This window comes from Mycolicibacterium vulneris (genome assembly GCF_002104765.1).
Taxonomy (GTDB): domain Bacteria; phylum Actinomycetota; class Actinomycetes; order Mycobacteriales; family Mycobacteriaceae; genus Mycobacterium; species Mycobacterium vulneris.
Genome location: NZ_NCXM01000013.1, coordinates 69,401 through 91,801, shown reverse-complemented (window position 1 = coordinate 91,801; position 22,401 = coordinate 69,401). Strand labels below are relative to the sequence as shown.

The 22,401-nt window shown below is 67.7% G+C and carries 23 protein-coding genes and 1 pseudogene; 15 read left to right on the top strand and 9 right to left on the bottom strand.

Annotation, left to right across the window (positions count from 1 at the left end; all coding sequences use genetic code 11):
* The first annotated feature begins 53 nt into the window (after positions 1–53).
* Positions 54–266 carry a hypothetical protein gene (locus B8W69_RS14335; RefSeq protein ID WP_085290451.1) on the top strand — a complete coding sequence of 71 codons (213 nt, stop codon included), beginning with the start codon at positions 54–56 and terminating at the stop codon, positions 264–266.
* Positions 267–866: 600 nt separating this feature from the next.
* Complete coding sequence (locus B8W69_RS14330) at positions 867–1,787, top strand: cation diffusion facilitator family transporter (protein ID WP_085290450.1); 921 nt, start codon at positions 867–869, stop codon at positions 1,785–1,787.
* Between the two features lie 4 nt (positions 1,788–1,791).
* Here the strand turns inward: B8W69_RS14330 and B8W69_RS14325 are convergent, their stop codons facing one another.
* The 3 genes from B8W69_RS14325 to B8W69_RS14315 all read right to left on the bottom strand — a co-directional run bounded on the left by B8W69_RS14325 (position 1,792) and on the right by B8W69_RS14315 (position 3,679).
* The gene (locus tag B8W69_RS14325; protein WP_085290533.1) at positions 1,792–2,748 is read right to left on the bottom strand and encodes a cytochrome c oxidase assembly protein; all 957 of its coding nucleotides are present in this window, start codon (positions 2,746–2,748) and stop codon (positions 1,792–1,794) included.
* 29 nt (positions 2,749–2,777) lie between these two features.
* The gene (locus tag B8W69_RS14320; protein ID WP_085290449.1) at positions 2,778–3,122 is read right to left on the bottom strand and encodes a DUF732 domain-containing protein; all 345 of its coding nucleotides are present in this window, start codon (positions 3,120–3,122) and stop codon (positions 2,778–2,780) included.
* A gap of 257 nt (positions 3,123–3,379) precedes the next feature.
* Positions 3,380–3,679 carry a DUF732 domain-containing protein gene (locus B8W69_RS14315; protein WP_245843245.1) on the bottom strand — a complete coding sequence of 100 codons (300 nt, stop codon included), beginning with the start codon at positions 3,677–3,679 and terminating at the stop codon, positions 3,380–3,382.
* Between the two features lie 329 nt (positions 3,680–4,008).
* On the opposite strand from B8W69_RS14315, the gene B8W69_RS14310 reads away from it, so the two are divergent.
* Entirely contained in the window at positions 4,009–4,539 is a 531-nt protein-coding gene (locus B8W69_RS14310) for a hypothetical protein (protein WP_245843250.1), read from the top strand.
* On the top strand, positions 4,527–5,075 hold the full coding sequence (locus tag B8W69_RS14305; protein WP_085290446.1) for a GNAT family N-acetyltransferase: 549 nt from the start codon (positions 4,527–4,529) through the stop codon (positions 5,073–5,075). Before B8W69_RS14310 ends, B8W69_RS14305 begins: the two co-directional genes overlap by 13 nt.
* On the opposite strand, the gene zapE is transcribed toward B8W69_RS14305, so the two are convergent.
* Complete coding sequence (gene zapE, locus B8W69_RS14300) at positions 5,053–6,174, bottom strand: cell division protein ZapE (RefSeq protein ID WP_110881938.1); 1,122 nt, start codon at positions 6,172–6,174, stop codon at positions 5,053–5,055. The two genes, B8W69_RS14305 and zapE, sit on opposite strands and share 23 nt — an antisense overlap.
* Here zapE and B8W69_RS14295 point away from each other — a divergent pair.
* From B8W69_RS14295 to msrB, 4 genes are all read left to right on the top strand, one after another.
* On the top strand, positions 6,173–6,961 hold the full coding sequence (locus B8W69_RS14295; protein ID WP_085290444.1) for a pyrimidine reductase family protein: 789 nt from the start codon (positions 6,173–6,175) through the stop codon (positions 6,959–6,961). The genes zapE and B8W69_RS14295 overlap by 2 nt on opposite strands.
* A gap of 14 nt (positions 6,962–6,975) precedes the next feature.
* Positions 6,976–8,541 carry an alpha/beta hydrolase gene (locus B8W69_RS14290; RefSeq protein WP_085290443.1) on the top strand — a complete coding sequence of 522 codons (1,566 nt, stop codon included), beginning with the start codon at positions 6,976–6,978 and terminating at the stop codon, positions 8,539–8,541.
* 28 nt (positions 8,542–8,569) lie between these two features.
* The gene (aftC, locus tag B8W69_RS14285) at positions 8,570–9,925 is read left to right on the top strand and encodes an arabinofuranan 3-O-arabinosyltransferase (protein WP_085290442.1); all 1,356 of its coding nucleotides are present in this window, start codon (positions 8,570–8,572) and stop codon (positions 9,923–9,925) included.
* A gap of 74 nt (positions 9,926–9,999) precedes the next feature.
* A complete protein-coding gene (msrB, locus tag B8W69_RS14280; protein ID WP_110881942.1) occupies positions 10,000–10,410 on the top strand; it encodes a peptide-methionine (R)-S-oxide reductase MsrB in 411 nt (136 codons plus the stop codon).
* 109 nt (positions 10,411–10,519) lie between these two features.
* Here the strand turns inward: msrB and B8W69_RS14275 are convergent, their stop codons facing one another.
* From B8W69_RS14275 to hemE, 4 genes are read right to left on the bottom strand one after another with little or no spacing between them, the layout of a single operon-like run.
* Positions 10,520–11,272, bottom strand: coding sequence for a class I SAM-dependent methyltransferase (locus tag B8W69_RS14275; protein ID WP_110881937.1), 753 nt, complete (start codon positions 11,270–11,272; stop codon positions 10,520–10,522).
* A gap of 54 nt (positions 11,273–11,326) precedes the next feature.
* The gene (hemQ, locus tag B8W69_RS14270; RefSeq protein ID WP_085290440.1) at positions 11,327–12,022 is read right to left on the bottom strand and encodes a hydrogen peroxide-dependent heme synthase; all 696 of its coding nucleotides are present in this window, start codon (positions 12,020–12,022) and stop codon (positions 11,327–11,329) included.
* A gap of 5 nt (positions 12,023–12,027) precedes the next feature.
* Positions 12,028–13,404, bottom strand: a complete 1,377-nt coding sequence (locus B8W69_RS14265) for a protoporphyrinogen oxidase (RefSeq protein WP_085290439.1) — start codon at positions 13,402–13,404, stop codon at positions 12,028–12,030.
* Complete coding sequence (hemE, locus tag B8W69_RS14260; RefSeq protein ID WP_085290438.1) at positions 13,401–14,450, bottom strand: uroporphyrinogen decarboxylase; 1,050 nt, start codon at positions 14,448–14,450, stop codon at positions 13,401–13,403. The genes B8W69_RS14265 and hemE overlap by 4 nt, the downstream gene beginning before the upstream one ends.
* A gap of 88 nt (positions 14,451–14,538) precedes the next feature.
* Here hemE and B8W69_RS14255 point away from each other — a divergent pair, with 88 nt between their 5' ends.
* The 7 genes and pseudogenes from B8W69_RS14255 (at position 14,539) to B8W69_RS14225 (ending at position 21,656) form a co-directional block, all read left to right on the top strand.
* Complete coding sequence (locus tag B8W69_RS14255) at positions 14,539–15,348, top strand: enoyl-CoA hydratase/isomerase family protein (protein WP_085290437.1); 810 nt, start codon at positions 14,539–14,541, stop codon at positions 15,346–15,348.
* An 89-nt stretch (positions 15,349–15,437) separates the two neighbouring features.
* Positions 15,438–16,104 (top strand): annotated as a pseudogene (locus B8W69_RS14250) (DUF3000 domain-containing protein).
* 1 nt (position 16,105) lies between these two features.
* The gene (locus B8W69_RS14245; RefSeq protein WP_085290436.1) at positions 16,106–17,404 is read left to right on the top strand and encodes an HRDC domain-containing protein; all 1,299 of its coding nucleotides are present in this window, start codon (positions 16,106–16,108) and stop codon (positions 17,402–17,404) included.
* A 228-nt stretch (positions 17,405–17,632) separates the two neighbouring features.
* Entirely contained in the window at positions 17,633–18,301 is a 669-nt protein-coding gene (locus B8W69_RS14240; protein ID WP_085290435.1) for a TetR/AcrR family transcriptional regulator, read from the top strand.
* Complete coding sequence (locus tag B8W69_RS14235) at positions 18,298–19,413, top strand: TIGR03857 family LLM class F420-dependent oxidoreductase (RefSeq protein ID WP_245843244.1); 1,116 nt, start codon at positions 18,298–18,300, stop codon at positions 19,411–19,413. Before B8W69_RS14240 ends, B8W69_RS14235 begins: the two co-directional genes overlap by 4 nt.
* A gap of 59 nt (positions 19,414–19,472) precedes the next feature.
* Positions 19,473–20,480, top strand: coding sequence for a phosphotransferase (locus B8W69_RS14230; protein WP_165762613.1), 1,008 nt, complete (start codon positions 19,473–19,475; stop codon positions 20,478–20,480).
* A gap of 30 nt (positions 20,481–20,510) precedes the next feature.
* Positions 20,511–21,656 (top strand): LLM class flavin-dependent oxidoreductase, encoded by a 1,146-nt coding sequence (locus B8W69_RS14225; protein WP_085290433.1) that lies wholly within the window; start codon positions 20,511–20,513, stop codon positions 21,654–21,656.
* A gap of 57 nt (positions 21,657–21,713) precedes the next feature.
* Here the strand turns inward: B8W69_RS14225 and B8W69_RS14220 are convergent, their stop codons facing one another.
* Entirely contained in the window at positions 21,714–22,349 is a 636-nt protein-coding gene (locus B8W69_RS14220) for a TetR/AcrR family transcriptional regulator (RefSeq protein ID WP_085290530.1), read from the bottom strand.
* Positions 22,350–22,401: the final 52 nt, after the last annotated feature.

Sequence of the window (22,401 nt, the reverse complement as noted above, 5' to 3'; positions counted from 1 at the left end):
CGTGAAACATTGTGCAAACAAAGTATTTCCGATAAAGGGGTAGAGTCGCGGGCATGAATTTGGTCGAGTGGCTCAGGACGCCCCGCTACCTGCGGACGCGTTTCATGATGGAAACGCGGCCGTTGAACCGCCTGGAAATGGAGATCGTGTTCCTCGAGGTCGCCGCCAGCGACGCGCTGGTACGCCTGCCCGTGGCGTTCATGATTCTGCCGAAGAGCCCCCGCCCCTGGCGCGATGGCCCGTCCAACCCAGAGCAGGCCAAGTAGCGGTTCCGCACAGGCACACGTGTCGCTGCGGCGCGACCACCGACGGTGACCATCGACAACCCCTACCGGACGCGGAAGGACTGCGTCGAGATCGACAGCGTCGGCGGCAACCCGGTGGTCGGCTATTTCAGCCTGGACCCCACGGTCGAAGAGAACATGGCCCGCTCCCGAACCGGCAATGGCTCGTACGCCGATACTGCCGGACCGTCCCCGACCCCGACACCGTGCAGTTCGTGGCCGACCACGCGAAGGCGGGTTGCTCGATCCCATAGCGGGCACGGGTTACGGGGCCTACCTGCTCACCCAGCTGGGCGTCGACGTCGTCTGCTACGACCTGAACCCGGGCACCGACCCACGACCAGGACGTCGGCGCGCGAATACTGCTGGCCTACAACGGGAATCGTCTCATCTACGTCGGTGATGGCCGCGGCGGCGGCACGGGTGACGACCAGATGCATCAGATCCTCGAAACACAATGGGCCGAAGTCAATTCCCGCCAACCGGTGCTGTGGTAGGGCCAACGCGACCGCGTGACGGTGTACGAACGGAGGGGTCCGTAAAGGACTTGGGACCCGCCGCCGAGTAGGGCATGCTGGCGGTATGCATGTGATCAACGGAGTGCGTGACCCGGCGGCAAGCTTCCCTCTCGACAACGTGGCGGACGACGCCGGCGAGCGCCGGCAGGCCAATCGCGCCGTTGCCGTCAGCGCCGCCGGGCTCGCGCTGACCGGCCTGGTCGAGTTGGTCATCGCGCTGCTGTCCGGCTCGGTGGCGTTGCTGGGCGACGCGCTGCACAACCTGTCGGACGTCTCCACCAGCGCCCTGGTGTTCATCGGCTTCCGCGCGTCGCGCAAGCTGCCCACCGAGCGGTATCCCTACGGCTACGAACGCGCCGAAGACCTCGCCGGGATCGGGGTGGCGCTGGTGATCTGGGGCAGCGCCGTCGTCGCAGGGTTCGAAAGCGTCACCAAGCTGCTTCGTCACGGCGGCACCGGTTATGTGGGCTGGGGCATCGGCGCGGCGGTCGTCGGCGTGGTCGGCAATCAGCTGGTGGCCCGCTACAAACTGGTGGTGGGCAGGCGAATTCGGTCGGCGACCATGATGGCCGACGCCAAGCATTCGTGGCTGGACGCGTTGTCGTCGGGCGGCGCGGTGCTCGGGCTGATCGGCGTGGCTCTGGGCTGGGGCTGGGCCGACGCGGTCGCCGGGATCGTGGTCACCGGATTCATCTGCCACGTCGGCTGGGAGGTGACCGCCGGTATCGCGCACCGCCTGCTCGACGGCGTCGACCCCGACATCATCACCACCGCCGAGGCCGTCGCCGCCTCGGTCCCCGGTGTGACGCATGCGCACGCCCGGGCCAGATGGACCGGTCGGACCCTGCGCGTCGAGGTGGAAGGCTTTCTGAACGCCGACACCCCGCTGGCGGCCTCCGATCGGATCGGTCGCAGCGTCGCCGCGGCGCTGGCGCCACAGATCCCGGAGATGCAGAGCTTCACGTGGACGGCACGCGCGGCCTAGCGCTTCAGCGACGGAACCGCTCCCGCAGCTGCGGGTCGTTCTCCCACCAAAGCCCCGACGGCGCAGGGGTTTCGGCGCCCTCGCCCTCGGCGCCCCGCGCTCTGGCCTCGGCCTCGTCCAATTCGGCATCGACGGCGACCGCGTGCGCCTTCTCGTCGCGTGACATCGCGCGCATGAGCAGCAGCACGAACGGCCACCCGACGAGGTCCCCGAGGATCCACCAGACGCCCGCACCGATCGTCTGGTCGAGCCGCGGGTCGGGACCCCAAGACCGGTGCAGCCCCGCGTAATACGCAGCACCGATCAACGAGCCCTGCCAGATGACCAGTCCGAGAACGCCGTCACCGAGCGCCTCGGCGACGGTGATCAGCAGCGAGATCGACTGTGGATACCTGCGGGGCACCGGGTCTTCCTGCAGACGGGCATAGAAGTAGCCGAACCCCAACGCCACCAACAGGATTCGCGTCGGCACACCGACCCACTCGTTCTGCAGGGCCGCGGTGTACCAGGGCGTCAGGTACAGCAGCCACGGCGTGGCGAGCATCGCCACCGACGTGGTCGCCGGATGCAGGAGCACTCGCGCGAACCGCGTCGCCAGCAACCGATCGATGCGGTCGCGGCCCGCCGGCCCGACGGCGTCGCGAAAGGCGGTGACCGGCTTGGCCTGCGCGATGAAGAACGGCACGACGTAGAGCAGCAGCAACACCTGCAGCGCGCGCACCCAGAAAAGGACATAGGCGTAGGCACCGAGCGCGCTGATCGTGGCCAGCAGCCACACCAGCATGCCCACACCGAAGCACGCGGCGTTCGCGGCGCGGACCGGACGCTCGGCGCCGCGGGTGCGCCGATAGCACCAGGCGTACCCGGTGGCGAGCACCGCGACGACGGCCGCGGAGACAAGGTCGGCATGCCAAGTCTGGGCGGCCGCATCCCATGTCAGCGGTGCGGGATCGACGCGCACGGCCACCAGCCTATTGCGCTCGAATCAGTTCAGTTGCCGACGGCCCCGTCCGGCTTCGGACCGCGTTCCTCGCCGGTGATGTACTTCGGGCAGTAATGGGCGGCGGACAGGTAGGCGAACTTGGCCGCGGCGGCGCCCTGGAAATCCGGATTCTGGTTCCGCAGGTCAGTCACGACCTTCGCGTCCGACTGGCCGTCGTCGAACAGTTCGCACACCGACTTGCCGATGGTGATCGCGCTGCCGCCGTCCTGGTAGGTGAGGCCGGCATCGCGGAGGTCTTTGAGGAAGTCCTGGTCGTTGTCGATATCCGCGTGCGCAGGCGCAGCCAGAATGATCATGGTCGCGAGGCTGGTCACACCCGGTAAAAATCGCATAACGCAGCGATTGTCGCAAACCTGACGGTGGTCGGCATCTCGTAAGGCGAACGGGAGGTGAACTCTCGCCCACCCCGCCCCCGCGCAACCGACCATCGCGGTGGACAGCAAACCCGTCGGGCCCCGAAAATTGCGGATCGCGATTGCATCGGGAGGCACCGCGAATAGCCGCCGACCACCGCTCAGCAAATCCCACGTCCGCGCGGGAATAGGAGACCCGGATCGTTCACCGCACATGGACGCCCGCGAGCGGGCAACTACGAGGAACCGGTGGTTGTCGCGCTGGGGGCGGGCGTGCTCTTGCCCGACACCACGTACGGGCAGTACGTATTGGCGGCGATCGCCGCGAACTTATTGGCTTTGTCTTCGCTCAGGTCGGAGTTCTTGGATTGCAGCGTCGAAACGACATCGGACATGCCGGTGCCGCCCTGAACCGTCGTACATACCCATTTACCCGCCGCGACGGCTTTATCGCTGTCGGCATAGGTGATTCCGGCCTGATCCAATGACGCGATAAATGCGTCGTCAGTGTCATCGGCGTGCGCGGGCACCGCCATTCCGACTACGGCGGCAAAGCTTGCCGCAATGAGAAGGAGTTTCATATACCTCAGATTGACAGAGAAGCGAACGCCCCGCACCTCGTGGAGCAAACCTTGACGCAGGTTCTTCGCCGCGAACGGGCCGCTGCACCGATTCGGCGTCGACAAAGGCCGGGTCGAGGCGGATCTGATCGCGGCGCTGCAATCCTCGCCGCCGCCGGGAAGGTCGCCCCGGGCGCCGCCGGAAACGGCTGACCGGCGCGGCCGACCCCTCCCTGCGGCCTTGGGCTGTGTGCAATCATGCGAGGGTCCCCGCAACGGCGCCAAGGAGGCCCGACATGGCGAAGATGCGCCGCTGGCTGATGGTCGCTTCCGCCTTTCTGGTCGCCCTTGCCGGCGTCACCGCCGTCGGCGCCGGCGCCATTCCGATGCCCCGGGCGTGGGCGGGTGACGCGCCGATCGGCCACATCGGCGACACGCTGCGGGTGGACAACGGCACGTTCATCGCCGACGTCACCGTGAGCGGCGTGGGGGCCTGCGACCCGCCGCCGGGATTCGGCTACACCCGCGAAGGCACCTACAAGGGCTTTCCCGGCAGCACCGTCGAGCGCGCCGACGTGACCATTCGCGCGATCCGGGTGCCCAACCCGTACGTCATGGCGACGGTGATGGATTTCAACGGCGTGACACCGAACGCCGACGCCTACAAGCCGCGCGCCTCCGATGCGCCCGACGCTCTGGACAACGTGCTCGTCAACGCCCCGAACGGAGCGATCGTGCGCGGCGGCGTGTATTGGGACGCCTACCGCGATCCCGTCTCCACCGTCGTCCTGCTGGACAAGAAGACGGGCTATCACCTCGCGCAGTGGAACCTCTGACTGGAACGCTCCAGATCGCACCGGCCGATTCCGGTGCCGCTGCAGAGCTGGCGGCCGTTGCGGCCCTTACCTTTCCGTTGGCGTGTCCGCCGTGGGCGACCGCAGAGAACATCTCGTCGTTCATCGATGCCAACCTGTCGACGGACCGCTTCGCCGAATACCTCGGCGATCCGGATCGCGCGATCGTGACCGCACGCCAGGACGGCCGGATTGTCGGTTACGCCATGCTGGTTCGCGGCGTCTCCGCGCACGCCGGCGTGCAGCAGGCTGTCAAAATCCGCCCGGCCGCCGAGCTGTCGAAGATGTATGTCCTGCCTGATCGCCATGCGAGCGGGGCCGCGGCGGCGCTGATGGAACGCATGCTGGCCGTCGCGGCCGACTGGGGCATTCGCTGCGTGTGGCTGGGCGTGAACCGGGCAAACCGACGGGCACAACGGTTTTACCTCAAGAGCGGGTTCACGATCAATGGCACCAGGACGTTTCAACTGGGCGCCGGCGTCGAGAGCGACTATGTCATGATCCGCGAGCTGGATTAGCCGCCGCGGTCAGCGCCAGGAGCCGGGAAGTGGCCCGCAGATACTTCTTTCGGTATCCCCCGGCCAGCATTTCCTCGCTGAAGATGGTGTCCAGCTTGGTGCCCGAGGCCACCACGGGAATGCCCGCGTCATAGAGCCGATCGGTCAGCGCCACCACCCGCAGCGCGACGTTCTGATCGTCGAGGCCGTGCACGCCGGTGAGGAACACCGCACTCACCCCCTCGATCAGCGTCAGATACCGCGACGGGTGCATGGTGGCCAGATGCGCGCACAGCGCGTCGAAGTCGTCGAGCGTCGCGCCGTCGACCCGCGCAGCGCGCAGCGCCACCTCGTCGTCGGACAGCGGTTGCGGTGCGGGCGGCAGCCCGCGGTGCCGGTAGTCGGGGCCCTCGATCCGCACGGTCGTGAAAATGCTTGCCAGCGTATTGATCTCGCGAAGGAAATCCTGCGCCGCGAACCGGCCCTCACCGAGCTGCTCGGGCAGCGTGTTGGAGGTGGCGGCCACCGAGACCCCGCGCTCGACCAGCGACGAGAGCAGTCGCGCGATCAGCGTGGTGTTGCCCGGGTCGTCGAGTTCGAATTCGTCGATGCAGACCGCCGTGTAATCGGCCAGCAGGTCGATGCATTCGACGAAACCGAACACCCCGGCCAGCTGGGTCAGCTCACCGAACGTCGCGAACGCCTTGGGCGCCGGGCCATCCGGCGACCCGCCGGGACCGTGGCCGGGCAGCTCGTAGTAGGCCGACGCCAGCAGGTGCGTCTTGCCGACGCCGAACCCACCATCGAGGTAGAGACCGACGCCGGGCAGAGTTTCCCGTCGGCCCAACAATTTTCGCCGGCCGGCGCGACGCTCGACGGCCTGCCGGCAGAACTCCTGACACGCCACCACCGCGGCGGCCTGCGTCGGCTCCACCGGATCGGGCTGATACGTCGCGAAGCTCACGTCGGCGAAGGTGGGGGGTGGCCGCAACTGGGCGATCAGCCGCTGCGGCGACACCGTCGGATGCCGATCCACCAAATGAGCCACGCCGCCCGAAGCGCCCGCGGAGGTGGACCCGTGCATGCAGGAACTGTAGCGGCGTGCTGCAATCAGACTCATGCCCGACTCTGGTGGCCCGGAGACTTCCGCGAACTCGGACACGCCGCTGTCGCTGCTCGGCTCGGTTCGCGGACTCGACGACGGCGACCTCCCCCGGCTCTACGACTATCCCGAACACGGCGGGACGTGGGTGCGGGCCAACTTCATCGCCAGCGTCGACGGCGGGGCCACCACGGGCGGCAGCAGCGGCGCGATGGGCGGCCCGGGCGACCGGTTCATCTTCAACCTGCTGCGCGAGCTCGCCGACGTCATCGTGGTGGGCGCGGGCACCGTGCGGATCGAGGGCTACTCGGGCGCGCAGGTCGGCGCCGCCGAGCGTCAGCGGCGGCAGGCCCGCGGCCAAAGCGAGGTCCCGCAGCTGGCGATCGTGACCGGCTCGGGCCACCTCAACCGGGATATGGGGGTGTTCACCCGCACCGAGGTGCAGCCGCTGGTGCTCACCTGCACCGCCGCGGCCGAGCAGACGCGCCGCGCGCTCAGCGGCCTGTGCGAGGTGCTCGACTGCTCCGGCCGCGATCCCGAGAAGGTCGACGAGGCCGCGCTGCTGGCGGCCCTCGGCGCGCGCGGCATGCGCCGCATCCTCACCGAGGGCGGGCCGACGCTGCTGGACTCGCTGATGCAGCGCGACATGCTCGACGAGCTGTGCCTGACAATCGCGCCCTGCCTCGTCGGCGGCCAGGCCCGACGCATCGCGACCGGCTCGGGGCAGCTGCTCACCCGGATGCGGTGTGCCCACGTCCTGATGGACGACGCCGGCTACCTTTACACCCGCTACGTCAAGGCCTAGCTACTGTGGTCGGCATGAGTCGGCCGTACACGTGCGCCACGATCCTGGTTGCGGTGACCGCCTTGCTGGCCGGCTGCGTCCCGGTCCTGGCCGCCGATCCGCGGTTCGCCACCAATTCCGGTGCGCGACCGCAGGGGGCGGCGACCTCGAAGCCGGGGCCCAGCGGCCCACCGCCGATCGCCGCACCCAAGAACGACTTGGCGTGGCACGACTGCACCTCCAAGGTGTTCGCCGACGCGGCCGTCCCCGCCGCCTCCGGCGTCCAACTGGACTGCGCGAACTACGACGCCGACCTGGACCCGGTCAACGGCGGGGGCGGCACCCTGAGCATCGGCGTGGTGCGCGCCCGCTCCGACAAGACACCCCGGGACGCCGGACCCCTGGTCTTCACCACCGGCTCGGATCTGCCGTCGTCGGCGCAACTGCCGATCTGGCTGTCGCGGGCCGGCGCCGACGTGCTCGCCACCCACCCCATCGTGTCGGTGGACCGCCGCGGCATCGGGATGTCGAGCCCCATCGACTGCCGCGACAAGTTCGACCGTCAGCAGATGCGCGACCAGTCGCAATTCCAGACCGGCGACGACCCGGTGGCGAACCTCTCCGAGGTCTCCAACACCGCGACCACCAACTGCGGCGACGCGGTCGGGATCGGGCCCAACGCCTCCTCCTACGACGACGCGCACGCCGCCTCCGACATCGAGCGGTTGCGCACCCTGTGGGACGTACCCACGCTCGCGCTGGTCGGCATCGGCAACGGCGCGCAGGTGGCGCTGGCCTACGCCGGATCGCGGCCGGACAAGGTGGCCCGGTTGATCCTCGACTCACCGGTTGCGTTGGGCACCAACGCCGAGGCCGCCGCCGAGCAGCAGGTCAAGGGGCAGCAGGCCGCGCTCGACGCGTTCGCCGCGCAATGCATCGCGGTGACCTGCGCGCTGGGCCCCGACCCGAAGGGTGCCGTCAGCGCCCTGCTGGCCGACGCCCGCGCCGGTAAAGGCCCCGGCGGCGCGTCGGTGGCGCAGGTTGCCAACGCCATCACCGTCGCGCTCGGCTACCCCGCCGGCGGCCGCGTCAACACCACCACCAACCTGGCCGACGCGCTCGCAAGCGCCCGCTCCGGCGACACCAACGCGCTGAACAATCTGATCAACCACGCCAACGCCATCCAGGACTCCGACGGCCAGTTCGTCAACGTGTGCAGCGACGCGGTCAACCGCCCCACCCCGGACCGGGTGCGCGAACTCGTCGTCGCCTGGGCCAAGCTCTATCCCGAGTTCGGGACCGTCGCGGCGCTCAACATGGTCAAGTGCGTGCACTGGCCCACCGGCTCACCGCCGCCCACGCCGAAGACCCTCAAGGTCGACGTGCTGCTGCTCGGCGTGCAGAACGACCCGATCGTCGGTACCGACGGCGTCGCGGCAACCGCGGCCAGCATCATCAACGCCAACGCCGCCAGCAAGCGGGTGATGTGGCAGGGCATCGGCCACGGCGCCAGCATCTTCTCGGGCTGCGCCGTTCCGCCGCTGATCGGCTACCTCACCAGCGGCAAATTGCCCAACACCGACACCTACTGCCCGGCCTGACGCTGCTTTCCGGCGTCCATGGGCGCCGGTGTACGGTGCGCTGGTGACGGCAGCTGAATCGACCCGAACCGGCTTGCGTGATTGGACCCTGACCGCCTTCGGCCCCCGCACAGGCCCGCCGAGCACGTCGACGGTGCTGCGGATGGCGCTGTGGCCGGTGGCCATCATGTCGGTGTTGCACCGAAGCATCATCCTCACCCTCAACGGCAACATCACCGACGACTTCAAACCGGTGTACCGCGCGGTCCTCAACTTCCGGCACGGCTGGGACATCTACAACGAGCACTTCGACTACGTCGACCCGCACTACCTGTACCCGCCGGGCGGCACGCTGTTGATGGCGCCGTTCGGATACCTGCCCTTCACGCCGTCGCGCTACCTGTTCATCCTGATCAACACCGTGGCCATCCTGATCGCCTGGTATCTGCTGTTGCGGATGTTCAAATTCACGCTGTCCTCGGTCGCCGCGCCCGCCCTGCTGCTGGCCATGTTCTGCACGGAGAGCGTGACCAGCACGCTGGTGTTCACGAATATCAACGGCTGTGTGCTGCTGGCGGAGGTGCTGTTCTTCCGGTGGTTGCTGGACGGGAGGGCCGGGCGCCAGTGGTGGGCCGGCTTGGTGATCGGCCTGACGCTCACGCTCAAACCCGTGCTGGGCCCACTGCTGTTGCTGCCGCTGCTGAATCGCCAGTGGCGGACGCTGGTGCCGGCCATCGCGATTCCCGTCGTCGTCAACGTGGCAGCATGGCCGTTGGTGAGCGATCCCATGGACTTCGTCACCAAAACGGTGCCCTACTTCCTCGGCACCCGGGACTATTTCAACAGCTCCGTCGAAGGCAACGGTGTGTACTTCGGCCTGCCCACCTGGCTGATCGTGTTCATGCGAATCCTGTTCACCCTGCTGATGATCGGTGCGATGTGGCTGTTGTACCGCTACTACCGCACCCGAGACCCGCTGTTCTGGTTCACCAGCTCGTCGGGTGTGCTGCTGCTGTGGTCGTTCCTGGTGTCGTCACTGGCCCAGGGCTACTACTCGATGATGCTCTTCCCGTTCCTGATGACGGTGGTGCTGCGTAACTCGCTGATCCGCAACTGGCCGGCCTGGCTCGGGATCTATGGCTTCATGGCGCTGGACGACTGGCTGATCTACAAGTACATGAGATACGGCCGCGCCTTGCATTACCTCAAGATCACCTACGGCTGGTCGCTGCTGCTGATCGTCGCCTTCACCGTGCTGCTCTTCCGTTATTTGGATGCCAAGGCCGAAAACCGGCTGGACGACGGCATCGATCCTGCGTGGCTGACGGCCGAGCCCGACCACGAGGCGATCGCGCCCGCAAGCGCAGCGGAGCCGGAAGCAGCGGGTCACCGCCAATCGCGCTAGCGTGGGTGCATGACCCCTGCCGCCAGCGACGATGCAGAGCGAAGCGATGAGGAGTGGTGCCGATGACCAGTGATGTGTCGCAGCCCAAGCTGCACCTGAGCGACGACGAGTGGCGCAAGAAACTCAGCCCGGAAGAGTTCCACGTGCTGCGCCGCGCCGGCACCGAGCGGCCCTTCACCGGTGAATACACCGACACCAAAACCGAAGGCGTGTACCAGTGCCGGGCCTGTGGTGCCGAATTGTTCCGCAGCACAGAGAAGTTCGAGTCGCACTGCGGCTGGCCGTCATTCTTCGACCCGGCGAAGTCCGACGCGGTGATCCTGCGGCCCGACCATTCCATGGGCACGACGCGCACCGAGGTGCTGTGCGCGAACTGCCACAGCCACCTGGGCCACGTGTTCGCCGGCGAGGGCTACCCGACGCCGACCGACCAGCGGTACTGCATCAACTCGGTCTCGCTGCGGCTGGTGCCGGCGGGCGGATAGCCCGGGGCCCGTTGCCGTCTCGGCGACACTTAAACCACGCACACGACACGCCGACAACCGGCGCCGTGGTTTATGTTTCGCGGTACTAGCACGTGGCGCTGACGGCGATTCAGTCCACCCGGGTGGCGTGCACTTCCCAGAACGGGGCGTGCGCCCGGTCCCCCTCGAGCCACGGCTCGATCACCCGGAAGCGCTCCAGTAACTTCTCCGCCTGGTCGGCCATGTCGGGGTTGCGCTTGGCCATCGCCTCGATGGACTCCACGCTGACGTTGACCCGATAGGTGGTCGTGCCCAGATAGGTGATCTCCCAGCCACCGTCCGGGAGCACGTCGCGAAAGTCGTTCTCCGACAACGACCGCAGCATCTTGAAGCCATTGACGTCGTGCTCGCCGAACTCGAACATGTACAGCCGCGCGCCCGGTTTGGTGGCGCGGTGCAATGCCTGCACATAGGACCGGCGCAACTCGGGCTCGGTGCTGAAGGTGTGGTAGAAGGCGCAGTCGACCACCGTGTCGAACCGGCCGTCGAACCCTTCCAGCTTCGTCGCGTCGGCCAGCTCGAAATTGACCGACACCCCGGCCTTTTGGGCGTTCTCCCGGGCGCGCTCGATGGCGCCCGCCGACCCGTCGATGCCGGTCGCCGAATAGCCCTTGGACGCGTAGTAGATTGCGTGATGGCCCGGGCCGGTGCCCGGGTCGAGCACCTCACCCTTGATGGCGCCCAGCGCGACGAGCTGCTGGACCACCGGCTGCGGGCCGCCGATGTCCCACGGTGTGGCGGCCGGCAGGCCGTGCGATGTGCGCTGGTCGCGGTACATCTCCTCGAAGCGGGTGGGGTCGGTCGGGTCGAACTCAGTCATCAGCGCCGCTCCTCGACGTCATTTTTGGCGCTACGCGCCATATCGTCGCCGGCGCGGTCATGGCAGGGCGTTCACCAGCTGCTCGACGGGAACCCGGGGGCCGGTGAAGAACGGCGTCTCCTCGCGGGTGTGCCGGCGGGCGTCGGTGGCGCGCAGTTCCCGCATCAGGTCCACGATGCGGTGCAGTTGGGGAGCCTCGAAGGCCAGCAGCCATTCGTAGTCGCCGAGCGCGAACGCCGGGACCGTGTTGGCGCGGACGTCCTTGTATTCGCGCGCGGCCATGCCGTGCTCGGCGAGCATGCGGCGACGTTCTTCGTCGGGCAGCAGGTACCACTCGTAGGACCGCACAAAGGGATACACGCAGATGTAAGCGCCGGGTTCCTCGCCGGCCAGGAACGCCGGGATGTGGCTTTTGTTGAACTCGGCCGGCCGATGCAACGCCACGCTGCTCCACACCGGCGAACTGGCCCGCCCCAGCGCCGTGGTGCGCCGGAAATCGGCGTAGGTGGCCTGCAGCGCTTCGACGCGTTCGGCGTGGGTCCAGATCATGAAGTCGGCGTCGGCGCGCAGCCCCGCGACGTCGTAGAGGCCACGCACCACGACGCCGCGCTCCTCCTGCTGCTTGAAAAACGTCGACGCTTCATCGATGACGTCGTCGCGCTGTTCGCCGAGCTCACCGGGCTCCACGGAGAACACCGAGAACATCAGGTAGCGGATCGTGGAGTTGAGCGAGTCGTAGTCGAGCTTGGCCATGGAACCTATCGTGCCACCTGCGCGTCCAAGTCTCCGATGGCCCCGATCACACGCTCCGCTGCGCGCCCGGCTGCACTGACGCAGGCCGGCACGCCGATGCCGTCGAGGTAGCTGCCGGCCACCGCGAGCGTCGGGGGCAGGCCCGCCCGCACCTCGGCGACCAACTCGGCGTGGCCGGGCCCGTACTGTGGCATCGCGTCGATCCAGCGCTGGATGCGGACGTCGACGGGGTCGACGGTCAGGCCGAACACGGTGGCCAGGTCGCCCAGCGCCCAGGTCAGCAGCTCGTCGTCGGACGCGTCGGCCGCCACGCGGTCGCCGAACCGCCCGAACGACAGGCGCAGCAATTGGGCGTCACTCCGGGCACCCCACTTGCGCGACGACAGCGTGATGGCCTTGGCCCGCAATCGCTCACCGGTGGCCACCAGCACGCCCGAACAGTCCGGGAATGGGGTATCGCCGGGCACGGCGAGCGCCATCACCACCGACGATGCGCTGGCGATGCGGCCGGCCGCGGCGACGCTGCGGGGGGCGATCTCGGCTAGCAGCCGGCAACACCGCCCCGCCGGCACGGCCAGGATCACCGCGTCGGCGGCCCAGTGCGCGCCGGTGTCGTCGAGCACCGTCCAGCCGGCGCCCGCGCGCTCGAGCCGCGATACCGCGGCGCGCACCCAGCGCGGGCGTCCGCGCGCGAGCAGCTCGTCGATCAGCACCTGGTAGCCGCCCTCGAGCGACCCGAACACCGGCGCGCCGGTGGCCGGCGGCAGCGCCCGCCCCACGGCGTCGGTGAGGCTGGTGGCGCCGCTGTCCAGCGCCGCCGCCACGGTCGGGACGGCCGCGCGCAGGCCGATGGTCGCCGCCGAACCCGCATAGACCCCGCTCAGAAGCGGATCCACCGACCGGGCCACCACCTGATCGCCGAATCGCTCGCCCACCAGGTCGGCCACCGCGGGATCGCCGCCCGGTTCCCATGCCAGCGGGCGGGTGGGCTCGGCCTCGATGCGGGCCACCGTGGCCTCGTCGACCAGTTCCGCCACCGACGACGCCGACGACGGTATCCCGACCACGGTGCCCGCGGGCAGCGCACGCAGTTCCTGCCGGCTGTAGATCAGCGGGCGCGCGCCCGTCGAAACACGTTGTCGTCCAGACAAATTCAGTTCATCCAACAGTGCAGGCATTTCGGGTCGGCGCAGCACAAACGCCTCGGCACCTAAGTCCATCGGTACCCCGCCGACCACCTCCGTGCGCAGGACGCCGCCGAGCCTGTCTCCCGGATCGAACAGTGTGATCGCGGCGTCGTCGCCGACGACCCTCCGGAGCCGATAGGCCGCCGTCAGACCCGAAATACCGCCCCCCACAACACAATACGAGGGAGAAGTCATAGGGAGTGGACCAGCGACACCAGGTCGGTCAACACGCCGGGATCCGTTTCGGGCAGCACGCCGTGGCCGAGGTTGAAGACGTGGCCGGCGGCGCCGGCGTCGATCGCCCGCCGGCCGTCGTCCACGACCGCGCGCGCCGCGCGCTCCACCACCGGCCAGCCAGCCAGCGCCACCACAGGATCGAGGTTGCCCTGCAACGCCGTACCGGGCTGCACGCGGGTGGCCGCGTCGGCCAAGGAGGTTCGCCAATCCACGCCCACCACGTTCGCGCCGACCGAGGACATGGCGCCCAGCAGTTCGGCGGTGCCGACCCCGAAGTGGGTCATCGGCACGCCGTAGTCGGCCAGCGCGGCGAACACCCCGGCGCTGTGCGGCTGCACGTAGCTGCGGTAATTCGCCAGGGACAGCGCCCCGGCCCACGAGTCGAACACCTGGATGGCGTCCACCCCGGCCTCCAGCTGCACCCGCAAGAAGCTCACGGTGATCTCGGTCAACTTCTCCATCAGCGCGTGCCAGGTGTCCGGCTCCGCCAGCATCATCGCCTTGGTGCGGGCGTGGTGGCGACTGGGGCCGCCCTCGATCAGATAGGACGCCAACGTGAACGGGGCGCCCGCGAAGCCGATCAGCGGGACGTCGCCGAGCGCGGCCACCAGCAGCGACACCGCGTCGGAGACCGGCTGAACCCGTTGCCGCTCAAGGGTTTTGATTGCAGCCACGTCGGCGGCGGTGCGCACCGGCGACTCGATGACCGGCCCAACCCCGGCGACGATATCCAGGTCGATGCCCGCACCGAGCAACGGCACCACGATGTCGGAGAACAGGATCGCCGCGTCGACGTCGTGGCGGCGCACCGGCTGCAGGGTGATCTCGCAGACCAACTCGGCGTCGAAGCAGGCCGACAGCATGTCGGTCTGGGCCCGCAGCGCCCGGTATTCAGGCAGCGAGCGACCGGCCTGCCGCATGAACCACACCGGCACCCGGTTGGGTTTGCGGCCGCTCACGGCGGCCAGATACGGCGACTCGGGAAGGTCGCGGCGAGTACTCATCAGCCTTAATGCTGCCATGACGGGAGAACATCGAACTGCGCTGCGTACGATCAACGACCGCGACCGTTTGAACGTCAGGAGCTCGGAGATGCCAGTGAGTCAGCCCCCAGCGAGTTACGACGCGTTTCCCAGCCTGCGCTGCGAACTCGGGGACAACGGTGTGCTGACGCTGGTTCTCGACTCCCCCGGCCTGAATTCGGTCGGGCCGCAGATGCACCGCGACCTCGCCGACATCTGGCCGGTGATCGACCGCGATCCCGCCGTGCGCGCGGTGCTGGTCCGCGGTGAAGGCAAGGCCTTTTCGTCCGGCGGCAGCTTCGACCTGATCGACGAGACGATCAACGACTACGAGGGCCGGCTCCGCATCATGCGCGAAGCCCGAGACCTGGTGCACAACCTGATCAACTGCGACACCCCCGTCGTGTCGGCAATCCGGGGGCCGGCGGTGGGCGCGGGCCTGGTGGTGGCCCTGCTCGCCGACATCTCGGTGGCGGGCCGGACCGCGAAGCTGATCGACGGGCACACCAAGCTGGGCGTGGCGGCCGGCGACCACGCCGCCATCTGCTGGCCGCTGTTGGTCGGCATGGCCAAGGCCAAGTACTACCTACTGACCTGCGAGACGCTGCTGGGCGAGGAAGCCGAGCGGATCGGGCTGGTGTCCACCTGCGTCGACGATGACGACGTGCTGTCCACCGCCGCCCGCATCGCCGAGAGCCTGGCGCAGGGCGCCCAGAACGCGATCCAGTGGACCAAGCGCAGCCTCAACCACTGGTATCGCATGATGGGCCCCACCTTCGAGACCTCGGTGGGCTTGGAATTCCTCAGTTTCAGCGGCCCTGACGTGCAGGAGGGGCTGGCCGCGCACCGCGAGAAGCGCGAGGCGCGTTTCACCCGCTGATCGCGGCCTGAGCTGCATATATAGCTTTGGTGGAGGCCTGGTAACGGCTCGGTCGCGGGCGGTTTGAAACGCGGCGCGCCTGTCGCGGCGTGTCGGGCTGTAGGTCTAGCGTCGATCCCTGTGACCCGTGCCGTGACGACGCAGAACGGTCGGGATGAACAGGAGCGGCGCCAAGTGACCTCATCCGAACCGGCCCCATTCCGCGAGGCGGTGGAGGCGATGAACGCCGTCGTCGTGCGGTCGGAGATCGAGTTGGGTCCCATCCGGCCGCCGCAACGCTTGGCTCCCCACAGTTACGCCTTGGGCGCCGAGGTCAAACATCCCGATAGCGACATCATTCCCGAGCGGTCCGACGGCGACGCCTTCGGACGGTTGATCCTGCTGTACGACCCCGAAGGCGCCGACGCGTGGGACGGCACCATCCGCATGGTCGCCTACATCCAGGCCGACCTTGACCCCAGTGAGGCGGTCGACCCGCTGCTGCCCGAAGTAGCGTGGAGCTGGCTAGTCGAGGCACTGGAGTCACGTATGGAACAAGTCGTCGCCCTGGGCGGCACCGTCACCGCCACCACATCGGTACGCTACGGAGACATCTCCGGGCCGCCGCGCGCCCACCAGCTCGAGCTGCGTGCGTCGTGGACCGCGACGTCGCCCGCGGTCGGCGGGCACGTCGAGGCGTTCTGCGAGGTACTGGAGCACGCCGCGGGCCTACCCCCCGCCGGAGTCACCGACCTGAGCTCGCGGTCACGCGCCTAGCATGGGCGAACCGTCGGCCGACGGGCCGGGTAGCAGCGCGCCCGGTGACGTAGGCACCGACCCCGCGCCCACCCCGCTGCCGCACCCCTCCGGGGGTGTGCCGCCCATCTCGGTGAGCGTGCACGAGATCGAAGCCGCCGCGCAGCGACTGGACCGTGGGCGCGGGCCGTTCGCGGTGGACGCCGAGCGTGCGTCGGGGTTCCGCTACTCCAACCGGGCCTACCTGATCCAGATCCGCCGGGCCGGTTCCGGCACCGTGCTGATCGATCCGGTGAGCCACGGCGCCGATCCGCTCGAAGCTTTGCGGCCGGTGGCCGAGGTGCTGGCCAGCGACGAATGGATCCTGCACTCCGCCGATCAGGACCTGCCCTGCCTGGCCGAGGTGGGCCTGCGGCCGCCGGCGCTGTACGACACCGAACTCGCCGGACGGCTGGCCGGGTTCGAACGCGTGAACCTGGCGACCATGATCGAGCGGCTGCTGGGTTTCGGGCTGGCCAAGGGGCACGGCGCGGCCGACTGGTCCAAGCGGCCCCTGCCCGCCGATTGGCTCAACTACGCCGCCCTGGATGTGGAACTGCTCATCGAGCTGCGCGCCGCGATCGCCGACGTGCTGGCCGAGCAAGGTAAAACCGATTGGGCCGCACAGGAATTCGAGTATCTGCGCGAAGTGGGTTCGAAAGATCCGGCCGTGCGGCGGGACCGGTGGCGGCGAACGTCGGGCATCCATCGGGTGCGCGATCAGCGTGGCCTGGCCGCGGTCCGCGAATTGTGGCTGACGCGCGACCGGATCGCGCAGCGCCGCGACATCGCGCCGCGCCGCATTTTGCCCGACTCGGCCATCATCGATGCCGCCCTGGCCAACCCGACAACCGTCGAGGAGCTCGTCGCCTTGCCGGTGTTCGGTGGGCGCAATCAGCGGCGCAGCGCCGCGACGTGGCTGGGGGCGCTGGAAGAGGCCCGGCGGACCAAGAACCCACCCGGGGACAGCGAGCCGCCGAACGGTCCGCCGCCGCCGGCGCGGTGGGGCAGGCGCAAACCGGAGGCCGCAGCCCGGCTGGAAGCCGCGCGCTCGGCGCTCTCGGAGGTCTCCGAGCGGGTCCACGTCCCCACCGAGAACCTGGTCTCGCCCGACTTGGTGCGACGGCTGTGCTGGGACTGGACGCCCGTGCCCGATCCGTTCGACGCCGTCGAGAGGTTCCTGCGCGCCGGGCAGGCACGGCCGTGGCAGCGCGAATTGGTGGATCCGGTTCTGGCCCGGGCGTTGCAGGAGCCGCCGGAGGCCGCGCAGGACGACGACTAGCCGCAAATAGCGCCGTCCTCCCAGATTGCTACGCGCCCCGACAAGGTCCCGGGCGGCCCAAGTTGACGGCCTGACGGTGGTGTCGGCGCGCCCGGATTGTGACGACCCGGTAGCCGGCGATATCGGGTTTCGAGCAGCGCCGCCCTTATCCCCCTTGGATATCCCTTGGACCGTTCCGGCGCCGGGCAGCATTGACCGTACGCGTAAGTTACGCGTAAGTTGACGGCCATGCGAGAGCAGATCCGGTCAGCCGATTCGAGCTCGGTGGTGCCTGAGCTGACTCACGAACGCATTGTGGACGCTGCCGCAGCCGTCATTGCCGCCGACGGGTTCGGCGGGCTGAGTATGCGCAAGCTCGGCGATCGGCTGGGCTGTGCGGCGATGTCGCTGTATCGATACTTCCCGACCAAGGAAGATCTGCTCAGTGTGCTGGCGGATCGCTTGGTAACGGAAGTTGAGTTGGCGGGTCGCGAACTGCCGTGGGATGCCCGGATCGTTGACTATTTCATCAAAGTCGAGCAGTTGTTTCGGCGCCACCCGGAGCTTGCGGAGATCTCCGCGCGCCAACACCTCAACTCCACGGCGGCATTTCGAGGCGTGGAGATGGTCTTGGGCGCACTGCGCGAGGCGGGTTTGGACTCGGAGCAGGCAGTGAGCGCGTGGTATGCACTGACATTCTTTACGGCGGGCTTCGCGCAGCGGCGCGCAGCCGAAGTCGCCGACCGGGATCGTGACGGCGGCCGTCGCCGTCGCATCGGCGCGCTCCCGCGCGATGAGTTCAAGCACTTCTCCGAGATCGCCGCGATGTATGCGAGTGGGCTTTCGGATCGGGATTTCGAATCAGCGCTACGAGTTGTGCTCGCCGGGGTGGCAGCGCTCGGAAAGGAAGCACAGTGACCGATTTGTGCCCAGTCATCGAACGCAACGAGGTGATCGACGATCTGAGCGCATTCGTCATCGCGGGACGGGTCAAGGCATCCCCGCACGGCCGCTACGAGACTGACGAGCGCTCACCGCGGCAGGGTGTCGCCGACGGTGCGGAGGCCGAACGGATCGGCTTTCGACGCATTTTCCTCTCAGAACGATGGAATCTGAAAGAGGCGGGCGCAATCCTCGGTGGCGTCGGCGCGCTGACGTCGCGAGTCGGTCTCGCCACCGGCGTGGTGCCGGCGTTCGCGCGGCACCCGATGCACGCCGCGGCCTTCGCGTCGACCATGCAGGCGGCGTACGGGTCGCGGTTCGTCCTCGGCCTTGGCCGCGGTGGTGGCGGTGGTGCCGGCTATGAACACCAGAATGGATTTCGCGCGCTGGAGGACTACGTGCGTATCGTGCGGCGCCTGTGGGCCGGCGAGCAGGTCCACTACGACGGCCCCGCCGGCTCGTTCACCCGCCTGAAGATGGACGACCGTCACGACGGTCCCGATCCTCAGGTGTGGTTCGGGACGTTCGGGCTCCCCCGCGGCGCGACGGCCGCGGCGCGAGTCATGGATGGTGTGCTGCTGATACCGAACATGACCCCGGAGGCGACCCGCGACGCGGTCCAACGGCTACACCACGCGTGCGAAGCCGTTGGCCGCGACCCCGCGACACTGCGGATCGCGCAATGCGTGGTGACTGCGCCAGAACTCGACGACACCGAAACGCGTCAACTCTGCCACGCGCGGGCCCTCACCTACCTCCAGGCCCCCGGCTGGGGCGACGCGCTGTGCACGATGAACGGCTGGAACCTAGACACATTGGCGCAGATCCGATCTCATCAATCCCTGCAGGGTCACGACTCGATCGCTGACTCCGCCTACCACCGCGCCGAAATGGCGGAGCCGGCCCGCGCCGTGCCGGACGACTGGATGCAGGAATCGTGTGCGATCGGATCGGTTGCGCACTGTGTTGACCGGTTGCGCGCCTACCGCGATGCCGGCGCCGACGAAATCGTTACCTACGGCTCGACTCCCGGACAAAACGCCGAACTCGCCGCCGCCTGGCGAGCACAACGGGTTAAAGCAGCATGAAGGCCACAGCCCCCAAGGCGCCCCTGGATCCGCGTTTCGCCCAGCTGGACGCAAGCTGGGTGGACCGGGTGCTGCGCGACGGCGGGCACACTGGCGCTCCGGTAAAGGCGGTGGTCCCAGAACCACTGGCTTTCGGCGGTGCGACGACAGAAATCGCGCGTTTGCGAATCGATTACGCCGATGGTGAGCCCGGACCGGCCTCACTCGTGGGCAAGCTGCGCGGCCAGGGCGACGTCCATCGTCAAATGGAGGCGGCGATGGGACTATTCGACCGGGAGGTGCGTTTCTATCGGGAGTTCGCCGCCGATCTCCCGATAGAAACGGCGGCGTTGTTCCATCCCGGCGACGGGCACAAGGCACCGCTGCTGCTGGAAGATCTGGCCGCACTGCGTCCCGGCGATCAGGCGGCCGGATTGAGCGCCTCCGACGCCGAGCAGTGCCTCGATGCGCTTGCGGCCCTGCATGCCGCGCATTGGGAATCTCCAACTCTCGGGAGCCCGTGGTTGACCAACCCTTGCGAAGGCACGTTCCGTCAGATGACGGCCCAGCTGATGGTCAGCGGAATCGATGCACTCGAGGCATATGCGACGCCCAGCCAGCGCCAGCAGATCCCGACGGACCCGGCCCGCTGGGAAGATCTCATCGCGCGCCTCGGCGAGGGTCCTCATACGTTGGTACACAACGACTGTCGCCTGGATAATATCTTTTTCCGCGAAGACGGGCGCCCGGTGATCATCGACTGGCAGACCCTAGCCGCCGCGCGCAGCAGCATGGACGTCGCCAACCTGCTCGGCGGAAGTATGGAACCCGATGATCTGTCCGCCAGCTGGGAACTCCTACTTCGCCGCTACCATGACGGCCTGGTGCAACACGGGGTTCAGGGCTACAGCCTCGACGAATTGCAGTTGCACTACCGCCAGAACGTCATCTGGCCCCTCGGTCAAGGGCTCGCACTGATCGGTGCGCTCAAGGGCAACGACGCAAGAGGCGTCGGTCCGAAGAACATTGCCCGCGCGCTATCGCATGTCGTCGAGGTCGACGCGTTCGCCGCACACGCCGAAGCCTGACCACAGGACGATCGAAGGAGGAATTCACCCGTGCTCGAGACATGTGTCGGTATCTGGACCGACCGCCACTTTCCCGCCAGCATCATCGCCGATCAATGCCGCGCACTGCAGGACAGCGGCCACGTCGACGGCGTCCTCGTGCCCGACCAGCTGGCCGGCTTTGCGCCACAACAGCTTTGGACTCCGGAGAATACCCCGCTCGCGGGGCTGATAGGCGATCCGGACTCCGCAATGGACGCGTTCATGGTCGCCCCCTACATCCACGCCGCGGCGCCGAATCTGAACCTGCACTTAACATCCGACAGCGTCCGGCGCGGCCCAGCCGAGATAGTGCAGTCGATGCTGACGCTCGCGCACCTGACCGAAGGCCGCGCGAACTTCCAGATCGGCGGCGGAGAACTCAAGCAGACGGCACCCTTCGGACATCCGACCAACCAAGGAATGTCGCGTATGAAGGACCTGTTTCAGATCTACCGGCAGATCCTCGACAACGACGGACCGATCGACTTCGACGGCAAACGCTGGAAATTCAAGCGCGCCTACCTCGGCGGGGCCAAGCAACATCGCCCGACGCTGTGGGCGCTGGGCGGCGGTCCGCAACTGCTCGACTACGCGACATCCTGGGCTGACGGAATCGCGATCGCGGTGCCCAACGCGCTCACCTCGCCAGAAGAGACCGCGGACTCAATCCAGCTAATCCGTCACCAGGTCGAACAAAAAGGCCGCGACCCCGAGCAGTTCCGCATCGCGCTGTGGGTGTCTGTTCTCCTCCACCCCGACCAGTCCAAGCTCCAAGCCGCCTTCGACAACCCCCTGATCAAGTGGGTGTCCTCGGCGGTGGGACGAGTCGACACCGACATGTGGGCGAAGGAAGAACGCTCACTACCATTCCCTCCCGGCTGGAGCTACTTCCGAGACATGCTCCCCTACGACACCGACTCCGAGTTCATCGACCAGATCGTCACCGCCACTACGCCCGACCATGTGCGCGCGGCCTGGCTCCTCGGTTCCCCCGACGACGTCGCCAAACAGGTCCAGCCCTACCTCGATGCCGGAATCGACTGGGTCATGCCCTTCGACTACCTGCCCGTCGTCGGTGACCCAGCCGATGCCGCACTGGCCGTCGGCTGGATGATCGAACTCTGCGCGGCCATGAAACGCAACAACAACGCCTGAGCAGCAAACACATATCGGGCGGGCAGGGAACCTGCGTGGGACAACCCGATGGCAGACTCACGCTGGCGGCCGGGATTCGTAGAGGCGGTACCAGATAATGTTGCCAAGTTCGTCGATGAGCGCACGCGCGTCAGTCGGCGCCGCGTTGCGAACCAATTGGTAGACACCGCGCTCGATCATCCAGATCAACCATTGGGCGGTCTCGACAGGACGCACATCACTTCGGATGCTGCCTTCCCCCTGCCCACGGCGAATATGGGTCGCAGCATCAGCAATGACTTGCTCCATCAGGCTGATCCAATGAGCTCGAACGACGGCGTCGTATCCCGCCATTTCGACAATCGCGGCCAGCAGATCCGCGTGGGGCAAATAGACCTCCACTAGGTGCAAAAGACCGTTGGTGACGTCCTCGCGAGTTGTGTTGGCGGGGAGGTCCCAGCACACGCTGGCCGCGGTGGCGAGTTCATCGGCGATGTCCGACGTGAGCGCCCGCAGAAGCTCACCCTTATCGGCGAAATGCACGTAGAACGTCGAGCGACTGACCCCCGCTTCGGCGATGAGGCGTCCCACGCTCATTTCGGTGAAGGACTCCCCCCGGCTGAGCAGGCGCTCCACCGCAAGCAGCAGGCGTTGCTTCGTTGGCGTCCTACTATCCGCCCGCCCAGGCCGTTTCTTGCGGGTAATGGACGCCATGACCAGTCAGATTAGCCGATCGCCACCGTGTCGAACGCATTGTCCGATAATA